Below are 16,029 nucleotides of genomic sequence, written 5' to 3' on the forward strand. Positions count from 1 at the left end.
TCAGTCGAGGGGGGCGAGCCGATAGCCGGCGTCGGCGACGGCGGCCGCGATCTCCTCGCGCCCGAGGGCGCGGGACGAGCCGACGGTCACCCGGGAGACTCCGTCGGGGGCGAGGGAGATGTCGATGCTGCCGACCTCGGGGTAGGCGGCGAGCTCCTCCGTGACGCTGCGCACGCAGTGCTCGCAGGTCATGCCGGCGACTCCGAAGCTCTGTGTGACGGAGGCGGGACCCGCGGCGTGAGCCGCCCCGTCGTGCCCTCCGCAGGCGCACGCGCCGCCTGAGCCGCAGCCTCCGGTGGCGCCCTTGGCGGTCAGGCCGAGATCGAGGCGGGTGCTCATGCGGGTCTCCTGGAGTGGTGCGATCGGTGCCGGGTCCGTGGTGGATACCCCCGGGGGGTACTGACCATCCTAGGCGGGTCGGGTTCCGGCGGCAAGACGGGCGCTGGAGGAGCGAGAATCGGAGGTGACGTGAACGACCGACGGGAGGACCGGCATGGACGCCTCGCCGCCACCGCCCCCCTGGGGAGCTCCGCCGCCCGGCGCCCGCACCCGGCCGCTGCCCTCGGTGCCGCTCCCGCCCCGCGCGCGCTTCGAGCCGACCGCGCTCCTGACCTCGCCCGCTCGGGCGCGGAGGCTGCGCACCGGACTCGGGTCGCAGCTGCGCCAGGCGAACCCCGAGAGGCAGCGCCGCCTCGCCGAGCTCGCCGAGATCGGAGGCGGTCTCGTGGTGCTGCGCGGAGCGGAGCTCGACCGCGCTCTCGAGAGGATCTCGGCCCCCGCCTCCGGCGCGTCGAGCAGGGGAGCGGTCGCGATCACCCTGGGCGCGGCTGGTCCGGCGCTCGCCGCCGAGCGCGCCGACTCCCTGACGATCGCCGGGTGGGAGGACGTGGTCGGCGTCGAGGTCGGCACCGTCGCCCACGGCGCTCGCCGCGTCCGTGCCGCCGTGCTGGCGGTCCGTGCGCCTCGGCGGGAGCCGCCTCCCGCGGAGGGCTTCCGCGGTCTCGCCTCGGCGGCCGCGCGCGCGTCCCTCCGGGCGCGCAGGGGCCGCACCGTCCTCGTGCCGCTCGTCGTCGCCTCCCCGGGGCCGCTCGGCTGGACCGTCGCCGACGACCGCTCCTTCCTCATCGCTCTCGACCGGCTGCAGCAGGCCCGCGAGCAGGGCACTCCGTGAGGGCGCGGCTGCCGTTCGTGCTCGCCGCCGTCGCCGCCCTGGTGCTGGGTCTCGCGCTGCGCTTCCTCCTCACCGGCCTCGTCGCCGATGTCGCGGGCGGCGTGCTCTACGTGGTGCTCGTCGCGCTGCTGGTGTGCGTCGTGCTCCCGCGACTGCCGGCCGTGTCGGCGGCGGGCATCGCGCTGGCCTGGTCGATCGCCATGGAGCAGCTGCAGGCGATCGGCGCCGCCGCCCGCCTCGTCGAGCTCTGGCCGCCGCTGCGGCTGGTGGTCGGCAGCACCTTCTCGTGGCTCGACATCGCGGCCTACGTCCTCGGGGCCGTCGTCGCGGCGGCCGTGCTGATCGCCGTCGCACCCCGCGGCCGTCCCGACGAGTCGCCCGACGGCTCGGGAGCGAGCCGCCCGTAGGGTGGGGCCATGGACGAGGCGACCGGCGCGACCGCGCGTGACGACGGCGTTCGGCGAGACACCGGCGGTGTCCCGACGCTGCGCCGCGAGGCGCTCGGCCGCCCGCGCGACCGGCGGCGGGATCGGCGCATCCCCGAGCCGGTCGACCGCTTCGCCACGGGCGAGGAGTACCCCGAGTACCGCGTCGACCTCGAGCGCATCCGCTTCTCGCCCTACTTCGCCCGCCTCTCGGCCGTGACGCAGGTCATCTCCCCGAGCGGAGTCGGCCAGGTGGTCCACAACCGCCTCACCCACTCGATCAAGGTCACCGCCGTCGCCCGCGCGATCGCCATGCAGCTGACGACGACCGACCGCGCCCAGCGCGAGCTGGTCGAGCGGCTCGGAGGCTGCGACCCGGTCGTCGTCCAGGCCGCGGCCAGCGCGCACGATCTCGGGCACCCTCCGTTCGGACACCTCGGCGAGCAGGCCCTCGACCGGCTCGCCCGCGAGAAGCTCGGACTCGAGGAGGGCTTCGAGGGCAATGCGCAGTCGTTCCGCATCCTCTCGGAGCTCGACGTCTGCGAGACGGTCGAGGCGGGCCTGAATCTCACGGCCGCGTCGCGGGCCGCGGTGCTCAAGTACCCCTGGGGCCGCGCCGTCTGCCGGCCCGACATCGACTCCACCGACCCGACCGAGCTGCCGCGCGGCTCGACCGCGAGCCGGTGGGAGACCGCTCCTCCGAAGTTCTCGGCCTACACGCTCGACCTCGACGACCTGCTCGATGCGCGCGCGGGCTTCGAGGCGATCGCTCCGTGGCAGCAGACGCTCGAGTGCTCGGTGATGGACGTCGCCGACGACATCGCCTACTCCCTGCACGACCTCGACGACTTCTACCGCGCGGGGGTGCTGCAGCAGGCGGCGGTCGCGGTGGAGTTCCGGGCGTTCCTCCGCGAGCAGAACGCGCTCGCGGCGCTCGACGCCGGTGAGCTGTGGGCACGGGCGCCGGGGCACTCCCTCGAGATGCTGCGACGGAGGCTGGTCGCCCGCGACCCGTGGATCGCCGGTGACGAGCTCTTCCGCGCCTCCGTCGAGCGGGTGTCGACCGAGCTGGTCGAGGGGCTGCTCGCCGTGCCCTTCGACGGATCGACGCGCACCGAGCGGGCCATCGAGTCGTTCGTCTCGTCGTGGATCGGGCGGCTGCAGCGCTCGGTGCTCGTGCTCGCGGAGCCGAACGTGCGCTCCGGGCACGTGTCGCTCCTCCCGGACGCGTGGCACGACGTGGCGGTGCTGAAGTTCGTGCACACCCGCTTCGTGATCGACCGGCCCGACTTCGCGACCTACCAGCGCGGCCAGTCGCAGGTGCTCGAGACGCTGGTCACCCACCTCGACGCGTGGCTGGCCGACCCGCGCGACAACACCCGCGCGCCGCAGAAGCTGCTCGATCTGATCGAGCTCGCCACCGACGGCTACTTCCGCCTCCGCGCCGATCGGGCCGACTGGCTGCCGGCCGGCCAGCGGGGGCGGCCGCGCGCCGATCCGGCGTCGCTCGAGCGGCTGGGGCGTGCCCGCGGCATCGTCGACTACGTCGCGACACTCACCGACGAGCAGGCGATGGCGCTGGCCGCCCGACTCCGCGGCGACCGCGAGCCGTGGGCGATGGGCACCTGACGCGTCGTCGCCCTCAGTGCGGCAGGTGCTCCTCGACCAGCGCCGCGAACTCCGGAGTCGCCGGCGACTCCCGCGGACGCACCCGCGCGACGGCCCGGCCGTTGCGGACGAGGAACTTCTCGAAGTTCCACTGCACGTCGCCGGCCTCGCCCGCGGCGTCGCGCGCCTCGGTCAGGACGGAGTAGAGGGGATGCCGGCCGGCTCCGTTCACCTCGGTCTTCGCGAGCACGGGGAAGTCGACGCCGTAGGTGGCCGAGCAGAACGCCTGGATCTCGTCGTTCGTCCCCGGCTCCTGCCCGTTGAACTGGTTGCAGGGGAAGCCGACGATCGAGAGGCGCTCGTAGCGCGTGTTCAGCTCCTGCAGCTCGCCGTACTGCGGAGTCAGGCCGCAGCGGCTCGCGACGTTCACGATGAGGAGGAGGTCGTCGCGGTACTCGGCGAGAGTGGTGGAGGCGCCGTCCGCCGTCTCGACGGGAACGGCGTAGAGGTCGGGGGTGGTGTCGGTCACCCGTCCGAGCCTAGGTGCGCCCGGCGCGGGAGGGTGGTTGACAGCGTCGGGATCGTGTGGCGGCCGATCGCCGCCCGCGTCGTTCCGGGGCTGGACGGCGCTGCCGTCCCTCGGGACCGCATCCCACCAGTATTCAGCCCGCATCCAGGAAGCAGCAGGTGAACGACAGCGTAAAATCGGTGCGGCACATGCCAGGATCGACAACTCGACAGGGAGTTCCGTTGGACGGAAACGCAACGACCACGCACCGCAACGTCGCGTTGCTGTCCGTCGCGACCACGATGGCCCCGCGCGTGACCACGTCGGCCGAGATCGATGCGCGCCTCGCGCCCGCACTCAAGCGCCTCCGCCTCCCCACCGGGCTGCTGCAGCGCGTCGCCGGCGTCTACGAGCGCCGCAACTGGGACAGCGAGCAGGACTTCGACGGAGCGGCCATCGAGGCGGGTCGGCGCGCGCTCGCCGAAGCGGGCATCCGGCCCGACCAGATCGGCCTGATCATCAACACCTCGGTCACCCGCAAGCACCTCGAGCCCTCCGTCGCGGTCCGCCTGCATCACGGTCTCGGGCTGCCCTCCTCGGCGATCAACTTCGACATCGCGAACGCCTGCCTCGGCTTCGTCAACGGGATGACCCTCGCCGCGCAGCTGATCGACGCCGGCCAGATCCAGTACGCCATGATCATCGACGGCGAGGACGCCGACGAGATCCAGGTCAACACGATCGAGCGCCTCAGCCGCGAGGGCATGAACCGCCAGGACTTCATGAGCGAGTTCGCGAGCCTCACCCTCGGGTCGGGCGCCGCGGCGGCCATCCTCGGCCCGGCCGATGCGCACCCGCAGGGCCACCGCCTCCTCGGGGGGATCACGCGGGCGGCCACCCAGTTCAACGAGCTCTGCGTCGGCAGCGTCGACGGCATGTTCACCGACGCCAAGGCGCTCCTCAAGGGCGGGATGGAGCTCGTCGTCTCCGCCTGGAAGGAGGCGAAGCGCGACTGGAACTGGGGGAAGATGGACCGCTACATCACCCACCAGGTCTCCTCCGTGCACACGAACGGCCTCGTGAAGGCGGTCGGCCTCGACCGCACCCGCGTCCCCACGACCTTCGGCACCCTCGGCAACGTCGGGCCGGCCTCGATCCCCATCACGCTCGCCCAGGAGGCGCCGACGCTCAAGCAGGGCGATCGGGTCCTCCTGATGGGAGTCGGCTCGGGGATCAACACCGCGATGCTCGAGATCGCCTGGTGAACGCTCCCGCGGGCTCGCACCCGGCCTCGAGGATCCGCGCCCTGCTCGGCGCGACAGCCCCGGCCCAGCGGCCGCCCGCGGGACTCGACGGGCTCGACCCCTCGTGGTCGCGGCTCGTCGACGCGCCGGACGCCGCGGGCGACTCGCGACGCTGGCACCTCCTCGACACCGGAGCGGCCCTCGACGCACCGCCGGTGGGGACGATCCTGTGCGTCCACGGCAATCCCACCTGGTCCTTCCTCTGGCGCCGCCTCGCCTCCGCGAGCCTCGAGGCCGCCCGCCGCGGCGAGCCGGCCTGGCGCGTCGTTGCGGTCGATCAGCTCGAGATGGGCTTCTCCGAGCGCACCGGCGCTCTGCACACGCTCGCCGACCGCGTCCGCGAGCTGTCGAACCTGACCGACGTCCTCGGGCTGACCGACGTCGTCACGCTCGGGCACGACTGGGGCGGAGTGGTGTCGCTCGGCTGGGCCGTCGACCACCCCGCCGATCTCCGCGGCGTGATGCTCCTCAACACCGCGGTGCACCAGCCGGCGGACGCGCCGATCCCGGCCCCCCTGCGCCTCGCCCTCGCCTCCGGGGTGCTCGGCGCCTCGACCGTCGGCACCCCGGCGTTCCTCGAGACGACCCTCGCGCTCGGCCGTCCGGCGCTGACCGGCCCCGTGCGCGACGGCTACCGCGCCCCCTACGACGGTGCCGCGCGCCGCGGCGGGATCGGCGGTTTCGTCGCCGACATCCCGGTCGACTCCGCGCACCCGAGCCACCACGAGCTCTCCCGGATCGCCGAGGGCGTCCGCTCCCTCGACGTCCCGGCGCTCATGCTCTGGGGCCCGCTCGACCCGATCTTCTCCGACCGCTACCTCGACGACCTCGTCGGCCGCCTCCCGCACGCGCAGGTCCACCGCTTCGAGGGCGCGGGCCACCTCCTGGCGGAGGACGTCGACTACGCCTCGGCGGTGCTGACGTGGCTCGGCGACGCCTCGGCCGAGGGTGGACCGGCACCGGACGTGCAGCGCCCGACCGCGCCGGTCGAGTCGCTCTGGCGGCACCTCGACACGCACGCCGACGACGACGGCGTCGCGCTCGTCGAGATGGCGCCGCCCGGAGGCGGGGGGCCGCGCACCGTGTCGTGGCGCCTGCTCTCGCGGCGGGTGCGCGAGCTCGCGGCGGGCCTCAGGGCCTCGGGGGTGCAGCGCGGCGATCGCGTGTCGCTCCTGGTGCCGCCGGGTGCCGATCTCACCGCGCTCCTCTACGCCTGCCTCCGCATCGGCGCCGTGGTCGTCGTGGCCGACGCCGGGCTCGGGCTGCGGGGCCTCACCCGCGCCGTGCGCGGCACCTGGCCCGATCTCGTCGTCGGCGCCCTGCCGGGGCTCACGGTCGCCCGTGCCCTCGGCTGGCCCGGTGGCCGCATCTCGACGCAGACGCTGCCGCGCGCCTCCGCTCGTGCCCTCGGCGTCGACACCTCGCTCGGTCAGCTGATCGAGCTCGGTCGCGCCGAGCTCGCCGCGAACGCCTGGGCGCTGGGCGAGCCGCCCGCTCCGGATGCGGTCGCCGCCATCCTCTTCACCTCCGGCTCCACGGGCCCGGCGAAGGGAGTCGTCTACACGCACCGCCAGCTCGCCGGCGTACGGGACGCGCTCGCCCCCCAGTACGGAGTGGGGGAGGGGACGGGCCTCGTCGCCGGTTTCGCCCCGTTCGCGCTGCTCGGTCCCGCCCTCGGGGCGCGGTCCGCGACTCCGGACATGGACGTGACCTCCCCGCGGACCCTGACCGCGAGGGCCGTCGCAGCCGCGGCGGCGCAGGTGGAGGCGACCGTCCTCTTCCTCTCGCCGGCCGCGCTCGCGAACGTGGTCGCCACCTCGGGCGCGCTCGACGACGGCGACCACCGCGCGCTCGGCGGCGTCCGCACCTTCCTCTCGGCGGGCGCCCCCGTGCCAGAGGGCCTGCTCGCGCAGGCGCAGGCGCTGATGCCGAACGCGTCGGCGCACACGCCCTACGGCATGACCGAGGCGCTGCTGCTGACCGACGCGTCGCTTGAGCACATCCGCGAGGCGGCGCTCGACGACGACCCGCGCGGCGGCGTGTGCGTCGGCGTTCCCGCGGACGGCGTGCGGCTGCGCATCGCCCCGCTCGACGATGACGGCCGGGCCGCGCCCGAACCCGCCGAGGTCGTCGGGGTGACCGGCGAGATCGTGGTGTCGGCCGGCCACGTCGAGGACCACTACGAGCGGCTGTGGCTGACCGACCGCGCCGCCCGCATCGGCGCGACGCCGGGCGAGCGCTGGCACCGCACGGGCGATGTCGGCCGCATCGACTCCCGGGGCCGGCTGTGGGTCGAGGGTCGTCTGCCGCATGTGATCGTGACGCCGGCGGGAGTCGTGACGCCCGTCGGTCCCGAGCAGCGGATCGAGGCGCGGGTCGCCTCCGTCGCCCGGGCCGCGATCGTCGGAGTCGGCCCCCGCGGCGTCTCGCAGCTGGTCGCCGTCGTCGAGAGCCGACGCCCGGCCCGCCGCACCCGCCTGGCCGAGGAGGGTCTCGCCGCCGAGATCCGCGCCGCCGTCGGCGCACCGGTGGCCGCCGTGCTCGTCGTGCCTGCGCTGCCGACCGACATCCGCCACAACTCCAAGATCGACCGCGCGGCGCTCTCGCGCTGGGCCGGGACGATCCTCGCGGGCGGCCGGATGGTGGCTCCGTGAGGGTGCTGGTGACCGGGGCGAGCGGACTGCTCGGCGGTGCGGTCGCCTCCGCTCTCGTCGCCGAGGGGCATGACGTCGTGACCTTCCAGCGGCGCGCCTCGGGAGTGGCGGGTGCCCGCGACGCGCGCGGCACCCTGACCGACCCGGTCGCGGTGCAGGAGGCGGTCGCCGGCGCGGAGGCCGTCGTGCATCTCGCCGCCAAGGTGTCGCTCGCGGGCGACCCCGGCGACTTCGACCGCGTGAACGTCGACGGCACCCGCCGGCTGCTGGCCGCGGCGGCGCGGGAGGGTGCGACCCGGTTCGTGCAGGTCTCGTCCCCGTCGGTCGCGCACGCGGGCGCGTCCATCGCGGGCTCCGACGCCGAACCCGCCGATCCCGATCGGGCGCGCGGCGACTACGCCCGGACGAAGGCCAGGGCCGAGCTGCTCGCCCTGGCCGCCGACGCTCCCGGCTTCTCGGTCATCGCCGTGCGCCCGCACCTCGTCTGGGGTCCGGGCGACACGCAGCTCGTCGCCCGCATCGTCGAGCGCGCCCGCGCCGGGCGGCTGCCGCTGCTCGGCGACGGTCAGGCGCTCATCGACTCGACCTACCTCGACAACGCCGCGTCGGCGATCGTCGCGGCCCTCGGCCGGGCCGCCGAGGTGCACGGCCGCTCGTACGTCGTGACGAACGGGGAGCCGCGGCCGGTGGCCGAGCTGCTCGCCGGCATCTGCCGCGCGGCCGGTGTGGAGCCGCCGCGCTGGTCGGTGCCCGCCTCCGTCGCCCGCGCCGCGGGGTCGGTCGTCGAGCGCGTGTGGGCGGTGCGTCCGGGAGCCGACGAGCCGCCGATGACGCGGTTCCTCGCCGAGCAGCTCTCGACCGCGCACTGGTTCGACCAGCGCCGCACCCGCGCCGACCTGCGGTGGACGCCTTCGGTCACGCTCGACGAGGGCCTGGCGCTGCTCGCCGACTCCTACCGGCGCTGAGACGACGAGAAGGCGCTGAGACGACGAGACGCCGCTGAGACGACGAGACGGACGGGACACCCGATGAGGGCGTCCCGTCCGTCACCGGGCTCAGGGCTCTGCGATCAGTCGGCGAGGATGAGGTACAGCGCGCGACGGGTCTCGTCGAGCTTCGCGGAGGCGGCGGCGCGCTGCTCCGGAGTCGCCCCGCGGAACTGGTGGACGGCAGCCGCGAGCTTGCCGACGTTCTCCATGAAGGCGCGGTCGGCGTCGCTGGCCCCGGGAGTCGCCTCCCACGCGGCGGCGAGCTCGTCGGCGTGCTCGCGGACGTAGGTGCCGCCCGCGTCGGTCAGCTGGTACTCGGTGCCGCGGCCCTCGCCGACGGCCGTGATGAGGCCCTCGTCGACGAGCTGCTGAAGGGTGGGGTAGACGGAGCCGGGGCTGGGGCGCCACGAGCCGTTCGTCTTCTCGGCGATGGCCTTGATCAGGCCGTAGCCGTTCGAGGAGTTCTCGGCGAGGAGGGAGAGGAGGGCGGCGCGCACGTCGCCGCGCCGGGCGCGTCCGCCGCCGCGTCCGAAGCCGGGGCCGCCGAAGCCCGGGCCGAAGCCGGGGCCGCCGCCGAAGCCGGGCCCGAAGCCGAAGCCCGGCCCGAAGCCGCGCCCGTGGCCGCCGGGGCCGCGGCGCTCGCGCTGACCGGGGTGGTCGTGTCCGTGTCCGTCGCGTCCTCGGCGGGAGGAGCGGTCGTCCTGGGCGGAGAAGAAGTCGTGGGAGTTCATGGGGTTCTCGTTTCTGTCGTGAGGAGGATCCCTTTCGATCGGATCCGATCGCCCGTCTCGAGCGAGTGCTCGTGATCTGTCGGCGATGTTGTAACGATATATCGCTACTGTTCACTGAGTCAAGAGGAAACCGAAGATCGCTACGCTGACCCCCGCCGCCGACCAGAAAGGGCCCGCATGCCGCCGCTCTCCACCGACGCGCTCGCCGCCGTCCTCGACGAGACGCTCCTCACCGGCGCCGTCCTCACCGACCGCGCCAGCAACCTCGGCAATCTCCGCCGCCTCGCCGCCCGCGAACCCGCCCACCTCTACGGGGTCGACGTCGCTGAGCACTGGAGCGTCGAGAGCCTCCTCGCGCTGATGGGGGAGCGGGTCGGCATCAGCACCGACCCCGCGTTCGAGCGCGGACAGGACCGGATCGACGCGCGCCTGGCGGTCGCCGGCCTCGACGCCTACCGCCTCCGGTTCGCCGCGGCGGTCCGCGACGGCGGGCTCCTCCTCTTCGCGACGGCCCACCCGGCCACCCTGATGGACGTCTATCGCCGCTTCGCGGCGGCGGCGACGGAGGCGGGCGCCCGCGTCCTCGACGTGAACGCGCTGCCGTCCGCCCGTCCCGACGGCATCCGCGTGCCCCTCGCCGACGAGCACCAGATGCTGTGGTCGACCGGAGGCGTCACCTGCGCCTACCGCGGCGGCAGCCTCGTGCACACCCACGCGCCCGAGCCGATGAACGCGCTCCTCGACGAGCTCGATGCGCTCGGCCTCCGCCCCGATCTCGTGATCGCCGACCACGGCTGGGCCGGCGCCGCGGGCCGCCGAGGCCTCTCGACGATCGCGATCGCCGACTGCAACGACCCGGCCGTCTTCGTGGCCGAGGCGCAGGGCTCGATCGAGGTCGTCGTGCCGCTCGACGACGGCCTGGCCGTGCACCTCTACGAGCCGGTGATCGACTACGTCCTCGCGGCGCTCGCGTCCAGCCCTGCCGACTCCGAGCCCGCGGGCACCTCCGGCTCGTAGAATCTCCCTCGGCTCGTCAGGATCCCGGGATCCGACGAGCCGAGCGCGTTCCCGCGAGCCCGAGGTCGAACCTCGCCACCCCCTCCCAGACGGAGCATCCGTGACCCAGCCCCAGGACGGCCTCCTCCCGCGCTTCGCGGTCGGCGTCGACATCGGCGGAACCTCGATCAAGGCGTCCCTGGTCGACGTGACCACCGGCGAGCGCGCCGCCCGCCGCTTCGCGGTCGCGAACCCGATCGGCAAGGAGCCCGAGGACTTCGCCGCGGCGATCGCCGGCATCGTCCGCGACGTGTCGCCGATCGCGGGCACGCCGGTGGGGGTGGGCTTCCCCGGTATCGTCCGCGGAGGGGTCGTCCGGCAGACGACGCACGTCTCCGAGCGCTGGGTCGGCCTCGACGCGCAGGCCCTGCTGTCCGAGGCGACCGGGGTCGACGTGGTCGTCGTGAACGACGCCGACGCGGCCGGAGTCGCCGAGCGCGAGTTCGGCGCGATGCGGGGCCGCGACGGCCTGCTGCTGCTGACGACGCTCGGCACCGGCATCGGCACCGCCCTCGTCCACGAGGGCGTCGTCGTCCCCAACTCCGAGCTCGGTCACGTGCACATCGACGGGCCCGACTTCGAACCCCGCGTCGGCTTCTCGGCCGTGCGCCGCGAGGGCATCACGCTCGAGGAGTGGGCCGGGCGCCTGAGCGTCTACTACCGCCACCTCGAGATGCTGCTCTCGCCCCAGCTGTTCGTGATCGGAGGCGCCGCCGCGCACGTCTTCGACGACTTCGCCGGCTTCCTCGACATCGGCACCGAGATCGTCCCGGCCCGCTTCGGCAACGACGCGGGCTTCACGGGAGCCGCGATGGTCGCCGTCTCGCCCGATCGGCTCGCCCCGTGGCACCGCTCGACCAGCGGCGCACGCCTCGACCCGGGAGCACCGGCGATCGCCGACTGACGGTCCTCCCGGTCAGCGGAGCAGCAGGCGGCGGTACACGGCGTCCAGCCGCGCCGCCGTCGACGCCCACGAGTGCGTCGCGGCCCAGTCCACGCCGCCTCGGCCCAGCCGCGCGCGCTCGGCGGGGTCCGCGAGCAGCCGCCGGATCTCCTCCGCCCACACGCCGGGGTCGTCGGAGTCGATCAGCACCCCGCTGCGCCCGTCGCTCACGGCGTCGACGAGGCCGGTGGTCCGGCGGGCGAGCACCGGTGTGCCGCTCGCGGCGGCCTCGAGCGCGATGAGCCCGAACGTCTCGGCCGCCGAGGGCACGAGCGCGAGGCGCGCCCGCCGGAGCCGTGCCGCCACTGCGTCGCGGCCCGCGACTCCGTCGAACCGGACCCACTCCGCGACCGCTCGCGCCGCCTCCTGCACCTCGCGGAGGTAGCCCTCGCGGCCCGGCGCCGGCCCGCCGATCAGGCGCAGCACCGGCCTCTCCTCGCGCGGGATCCGCGCGAGAGCCTGCACGGCGAGCAGCTGGCCCTTGAGCGGCTGGACGCGGCCGACGAGGACGATCTCGTCGTCGCGGGCGCCGCCTCCGGGATGGAACCGCGCCTCGACCCCGGGCGCCACGACCTCGACCCGGGCGGGATCGACCCCGTACCCGCGCACGACGTCGTCCCGCTCCGCCGCGCCGGCGACGACGACCGCATCGGCCGAGGCGAGCACCGAGCGCTCGGCCCGGATCCGCTCCTCGGGCTCCGCTACGTCGCCGGCCGCCAGGCGCGCGTTCTTCGCGAGAGAGCTCGAGTGCATCGAGTGCACGTGCGGGGCACCGGTGAGGGCCCCGGCGAGACCCGACACCCAGTAGTGCGAGTGCACGACGTCGGCGCCCGCGGCGGCGCGAGCGAACTCGGGAGCCGAGGAGGCGAGGGAGTACTTGTCGCCCGCCGCGACCGGCACACCGACCACCTCCACCCCCGGCGCGAGCAGGCGGGAGCCGGCTCCGCGGGTGAGCACGCGCACGTCCCAGCCGAGCGCCGCGAGCTCGGGCAGCACCGCGGCGAGGTACACGTTCATGCCGCCCGCGTCGCCGGTCGACGGCTGCTCGAGAGGAGACGTGTGCGCCGAGACGACGGCCAGTGAGGGCATCCCTCCATCGTAGGCAGGGGCGGCCGTCGTCCACGGATCCTGTCCCGCGGCTCGAACGGCCCCTGGAATCGGGTTGAATGGACGGATGCGCTCCGCTCGGTGCGCGGAGAGCTGGAGGTCCATGGCCCGCCGGAGTCCCCCCGATGAGGTGTCGCAGCCGTCGGCCGCGCCCCGGGCGACGGCTCGCGAGAGCTTCACCGAGCAGGACATCCGCGCGCTGGTCGGCTCGGCCGCCTTCGAGAAGGGCACGGCCTACGCCGACGAGGGCAGGGTCGGCGAGCTGCAGTGGTTCGGCGGCCGCACCAGGCTCTTCGGCCAGGTCCGCGGCTCCGGGCGCTCTCCCTACGCGGTCAGCGTGCAGCTCCGCGACGACGGCGACCGCTCCATACTGCTCGGCGGCGCGTGCAGCTGCCCGGTGAAGCACGAGTGCAAGCACGTCGCGGCGGTCCTGGTCGAGGCCCTGCGTCGCGAGCGCGAGGGCGGCCTCGGCGGCCCCTTCGCGGGCGAGGCCGCTGTCGACGCGGTCCCGGAGTGGCGCAGCGCCCTGGCGCCGCTGCTCGCGGGCACCGAGCGCTCGCACTCGGGCATCCCGCTCGGGCTGCAGTTCGAGCTGCTCCCCGGCGAGCCGGTGCGCCGTCCGCCCGGGCGCTACAACAGCTACCGACCGCCGCCCGAGCCGCGCCCGCGCCTGGGGGTCCGTCCGGTGCGGATGGGCGACCGCGACCGCTGGGTGCGCACCGGCACCAGCTGGCGCGACCTCGGCTATCTGCACTACAGCCACGACTACGACGAGCGCCAGATCGACATCGTCCGCGAGATGCAGGGGCTGCTCTCGGGCCACAGCGCCTCGAGCTACTACTCGCCCGACACCTGGCTCTACCTCGACCAGACCCGGAGCGAGGCGATCTGGGCGGCGCTGCACGGCGCGGTCCGGGCGGGCATCGGGCTGGTCATGGGCGACCGCGACCAGACCCCGCTGCGGATCCTGGACACCACGGCCACCGCCTCCATCGACGTCACGCGCACCCCGAACGGGCTCGAGCTGCGCTCGCTCGTCGCGATCGGCGAGCATCCCGCGCCCGAGGAGTTCGGCTTCATCGGCGACCCGGCGGTCGGCCTCTACACCTGGGAGGGGGGCGACGAGCTGCGCGCCCGCCCGGTCACGCTCGTCCCGTTCGCCGCGCCCCTGGTCTCCTCCGCCCGCACGTTCCTCTGGAGTCGCGAGCCCATCCGCATCCCCGAGCAGGAGGAGTCGGCCTTCCTCACCGAGCACTACCAGCGCCTGCACCGGCTGTTCGCGATCGTCTCGAGGGACGGCTCGTTCGAGGCGCCCCCGGTCCCCGAGCCGCGCCTCGGGCTCACGCTCGAGCACACGGAGGGCGCGGGGCTGCGCGGCTCGTGGTGGTGGCGCTACGGCGTCGAGGGCGCCCGCGGCGTCGAGGCCGAGCGCCTCCCCCTCCGGATCGACGACGAGGCCGGCTACCGCGACGCCGAGGCCGAGCAGCGGATCCTCGACTCCGTCACGGGGGCCGGCATCGACGCCGAGACGACGCCCGCCCTGGTGTCGCGCTCGAGCCGCCGGCTGCGCCCGACGTTCGATCTGCGCGGCATGCAGACGGTCGGATTCCTGACCGACGAGGTCGAGCGCCTCCGCGAGCTCGGCACGGTCGAGATCGAGGAGATCGGCGAGCGGGTCGAGTACCGCCAGGCCGAGTCGGCTCCGGTGGTCGCCGTGCAGACGGTCGCTCAGCCCGACAGCCGCGACTGGTTCAACCTCGAGATCTCGGTCACCGTCAACGAGGAGGCGGTGCCGCTCGCCGAGATCTTCCTCGCCCTCGCCCGCGGCGACGAGTACATGGTGCTGCCGAGCGGCGTCTACTTCGCGCTCGACGACGAGCGCTTCGGTCGCCTCCGCGAGCTGATCGCCGAGGCGCGCGAGCTCTCGGACGACCAGGGCGGGACCCTGCGGATCAGCCGCTTCCAGTCCTCGCTCTGGGACGAGCTCGTCGAGCTGGGCGTCGTCGAGGCGCAGGCCGCCGCCTGGCGCCGCGCGGTCGAGGGCCTCTCCGGATTCACGGCCACGGGGGCGCTCGAGTCGCGACCGCTCCCCGACGGCTTCTCGGTCGAGCTCCGCCCCTATCAGCAGCTCGGCTACGACTGGCTCTCGTTCCTCTACGACAACCAGCTCGGCGGCGTGCTCGCCGACGACATGGGTCTGGGCAAGACGGTGCAGTCCCTCGCTCTGATCGCGCGGGCGATGCAGGAGCAGCGCGCCGCGATCGGGGACGCCGGCACCTCGCCGCGCCCGTTCCTCGTCGTGGCCCCGACGAGCGTGGTCCCCAACTGGGTGGGAGAGGCGAAGCGGTTCGCCCCGGGCCTGAAGGTCGTCGGCATCGACGAGACGTCGAAGAAGAAGCGCAGGGCCCTGTCGTCGGTGATCGGCGAGGCCGAGCTCGTGATCACCTCCTATGCGCTGTTCCGGCTCGACTACGAGTCGTACGCCGGCATCAGCTGGGCCGGCTTCATGCTCGACGAGGCGCAGTTCGTCAAGAACCGCCAGTCGGCGACGCACCAGCTGGCACGCCGGCTCGACGTGCCGTTCAAGCTCGCGATCACGGGCACGCCGATGGAGAACAACGTGATGGAGCTGTGGTCGCTCCTGTCGATCGTCGCCCCGGGGCTGTTCCCGTCGCCGGTCGGGTTCGCCGAGTTCTACCAGAAGCCGATCGAGCGCGAGGCCGACTCCGAGAAGCTGAGCCAGCTCCGGCGCCGCATCCGCCCGCTGATGCTCCGGCGCACCAAGGAGCTGGTGGCGACCGAGCTGCCGCCCAAGCAGGAGCAGACCATCGAGGTCGAGCTGGGCTCGCGCCAGCGCAAGGTCTACGACACCTACCTCGCCCGCGAACGGCAGCGCGTGCTGGGCCTCATCGGCGACTTCGAGAAGAACCGCTTCGCGATCTTCCGGGCCCTCACGGTGCTCCGGCAGGTCGCGCTGGATGCGGCACTGGTCGACGACGCGCACGCGACCGTGCCCTCGACCAAGCTCGACCTGCTCGACGAGCTGCTCGCCGATGCGCTCGCGGAGGGGCACCGCGTGCTGGTGTTCAGCCAGTTCACGCGCTTCCTCGGCCGGGTCCGCTCACGGCTCGACGCGGCCGGCGTCGAGTACGCCTACCTCGACGGAGCGACCAAGAAGCGCGACGAGGTGATCGAGCGGTTCCGATCAGGCGACGCGGGCGTGTTCCTCATCTCGCTGAAGGCCGGCGGCTTCGGCCTCAACCTGACCGAGGCCGACTACTGCATCCTGCTCGACCCGTGGTGGAACCCCGCTACCGAGTCGCAGGCCGTCGACCGGGCGCACCGCATCGGGCAGACGCGCTCGGTCATGGTCTACCGCCTCGTCGCGAAGGACACGATCGAGGAGAAGGTGATGGCCCTCAAGGAGGCGAAGGCCGCGCTGTTCGCCGCCGTCATGTCCGACGACGGGGCCGCCGCGACCGGAGGCATCACCGCGGAGGACGTGCGCGAGCTCCTGGGCTGAGCAGCGGGCG

Annotated in this window: 13 protein-coding genes; 9 read left to right on the top strand and 4 right to left on the bottom strand. The window is 74.1% G+C overall.

Going from position 1 to position 16,029, the window contains the following annotated elements:
• Entirely contained in the window at positions 1 to 339 is a 339-nt protein-coding gene (locus tag B9Y99_RS19250) for a heavy-metal-associated domain-containing protein (RefSeq protein WP_085476852.1), read from the bottom strand.
• A gap of 154 nt (positions 340 to 493) precedes the next feature.
• Here B9Y99_RS19250 and B9Y99_RS18805 point away from each other — a divergent pair, with 154 nt between their 5' ends.
• Genes B9Y99_RS18805 through B9Y99_RS12180 form a run of 3 tightly spaced genes read left to right on the top strand, consistent with a single transcriptional unit; the run spans position 494 to position 3,225 of the window.
• The gene (locus B9Y99_RS18805) at positions 494 to 1,171 is read left to right on the top strand and encodes a hypothetical protein (RefSeq protein ID WP_165759611.1); all 678 of its coding nucleotides are present in this window, start codon (positions 494 to 496) and stop codon (positions 1,169 to 1,171) included.
• On the top strand, positions 1,168 to 1,578 hold the full coding sequence (locus tag B9Y99_RS18810) for a DUF2809 domain-containing protein (RefSeq protein WP_165759612.1): 411 nt from the start codon (positions 1,168 to 1,170) through the stop codon (positions 1,576 to 1,578). The genes B9Y99_RS18805 and B9Y99_RS18810 overlap by 4 nt, the downstream gene beginning before the upstream one ends.
• A gap of 9 nt (positions 1,579 to 1,587) precedes the next feature.
• On the top strand, positions 1,588 to 3,225 hold the full coding sequence (locus B9Y99_RS12180; protein WP_085476854.1) for a deoxyguanosinetriphosphate triphosphohydrolase family protein: 1,638 nt from the start codon (positions 1,588 to 1,590) through the stop codon (positions 3,223 to 3,225).
• A gap of 13 nt (positions 3,226 to 3,238) precedes the next feature.
• Here B9Y99_RS12180 and B9Y99_RS12185 read toward each other — a convergent pair whose 3' ends face one another.
• The gene (locus tag B9Y99_RS12185) at positions 3,239 to 3,733 is read right to left on the bottom strand and encodes a glutathione peroxidase (RefSeq protein WP_244274891.1); all 495 of its coding nucleotides are present in this window, start codon (positions 3,731 to 3,733) and stop codon (positions 3,239 to 3,241) included.
• A gap of 221 nt (positions 3,734 to 3,954) precedes the next feature.
• On the opposite strand from B9Y99_RS12185, the gene B9Y99_RS12190 reads away from it, so the two are divergent.
• Genes B9Y99_RS12190 through B9Y99_RS12200 form a run of 3 tightly spaced genes read left to right on the top strand, consistent with a single transcriptional unit; the run spans position 3,955 to position 8,635 of the window.
• Complete coding sequence (locus B9Y99_RS12190; protein ID WP_425298480.1) at positions 3,955 to 4,977, top strand: 3-oxoacyl-ACP synthase III; 1,023 nt, start codon at positions 3,955 to 3,957, stop codon at positions 4,975 to 4,977.
• Positions 4,974 to 7,670 (top strand): alpha/beta fold hydrolase, encoded by a 2,697-nt coding sequence (locus B9Y99_RS12195; RefSeq protein ID WP_244274892.1) that lies wholly within the window; start codon positions 4,974 to 4,976, stop codon positions 7,668 to 7,670. Before B9Y99_RS12190 ends, B9Y99_RS12195 begins: the two co-directional genes overlap by 4 nt.
• Positions 7,667 to 8,635, top strand: a complete 969-nt coding sequence (locus B9Y99_RS12200) for an NAD-dependent epimerase/dehydratase family protein (protein ID WP_085476857.1) — start codon at positions 7,667 to 7,669, stop codon at positions 8,633 to 8,635. The genes B9Y99_RS12195 and B9Y99_RS12200 overlap by 4 nt, the downstream gene beginning before the upstream one ends.
• A gap of 104 nt (positions 8,636 to 8,739) precedes the next feature.
• Here the strand turns inward: B9Y99_RS12200 and B9Y99_RS12205 are convergent, their stop codons facing one another.
• Positions 8,740 to 9,390, bottom strand: coding sequence for a PadR family transcriptional regulator (locus B9Y99_RS12205; RefSeq protein WP_085476858.1), 651 nt, complete (start codon positions 9,388 to 9,390; stop codon positions 8,740 to 8,742).
• 177 nt (positions 9,391 to 9,567) lie between these two features.
• On the opposite strand from B9Y99_RS12205, the gene B9Y99_RS12210 reads away from it, so the two are divergent.
• Together B9Y99_RS12210 and B9Y99_RS12215 are read left to right on the top strand one after the other, a co-directional pair.
• The gene (locus B9Y99_RS12210; RefSeq protein ID WP_085476859.1) at positions 9,568 to 10,407 is read left to right on the top strand and encodes a phosphatase; all 840 of its coding nucleotides are present in this window, start codon (positions 9,568 to 9,570) and stop codon (positions 10,405 to 10,407) included.
• A gap of 100 nt (positions 10,408 to 10,507) precedes the next feature.
• Complete coding sequence (locus B9Y99_RS12215) at positions 10,508 to 11,350, top strand: ROK family protein (protein WP_244274893.1); 843 nt, start codon at positions 10,508 to 10,510, stop codon at positions 11,348 to 11,350.
• Between the two features lie 12 nt (positions 11,351 to 11,362).
• On the opposite strand, the gene B9Y99_RS12220 is transcribed toward B9Y99_RS12215, so the two are convergent.
• A complete protein-coding gene (locus B9Y99_RS12220; protein WP_165759613.1) occupies positions 11,363 to 12,478 on the bottom strand; it encodes a glycosyltransferase in 1,116 nt (371 codons plus the stop codon).
• Between the two features lie 121 nt (positions 12,479 to 12,599).
• Here B9Y99_RS12220 and B9Y99_RS12225 point away from each other — a divergent pair, with 121 nt between their 5' ends.
• Positions 12,600 to 16,019, top strand: a complete 3,420-nt coding sequence (locus B9Y99_RS12225; RefSeq protein ID WP_165759614.1) for a DEAD/DEAH box helicase — start codon at positions 12,600 to 12,602, stop codon at positions 16,017 to 16,019.
• The last annotated feature ends 10 nt before the right edge of the window (positions 16,020 to 16,029 follow it).

This window comes from Rathayibacter oskolensis (assembly GCF_900177245.1).
Lineage (GTDB): Bacteria > Actinomycetota > Actinomycetes > Actinomycetales > Microbacteriaceae > Rathayibacter > Rathayibacter oskolensis.

Coding starts and splice junctions, on each gene's coding strand:
- B9Y99_RS19250 (WP_085476852.1), bottom strand. CDS start 339: ATGAGCACCCGCCTCGATCTCGGCCTGACCGCCAAGGGCGCCACCGGA.
- B9Y99_RS18805 (WP_165759611.1), top strand. CDS start 494: ATGGACGCCTCGCCGCCACCGCCCCCCTGGGGAGCTCCGCCGCCCGGC.
- B9Y99_RS12180 (WP_085476854.1), top strand. CDS start 1,588: ATGGACGAGGCGACCGGCGCGACCGCGCGTGACGACGGCGTTCGGCGA.
- B9Y99_RS12205 (WP_085476858.1), bottom strand. CDS start 9,390: ATGAACTCCCACGACTTCTTCTCCGCCCAGGACGACCGCTCCTCCCGC.
- B9Y99_RS12210 (WP_085476859.1), top strand. CDS start 9,568: ATGCCGCCGCTCTCCACCGACGCGCTCGCCGCCGTCCTCGACGAGACG.
- B9Y99_RS12220 (WP_165759613.1), bottom strand. CDS start 12,478: ATGCCCTCACTGGCCGTCGTCTCGGCGCACACGTCTCCTCTCGAGCAG.
- B9Y99_RS12225 (WP_165759614.1), top strand. CDS start 12,600: ATGGCCCGCCGGAGTCCCCCCGATGAGGTGTCGCAGCCGTCGGCCGCG.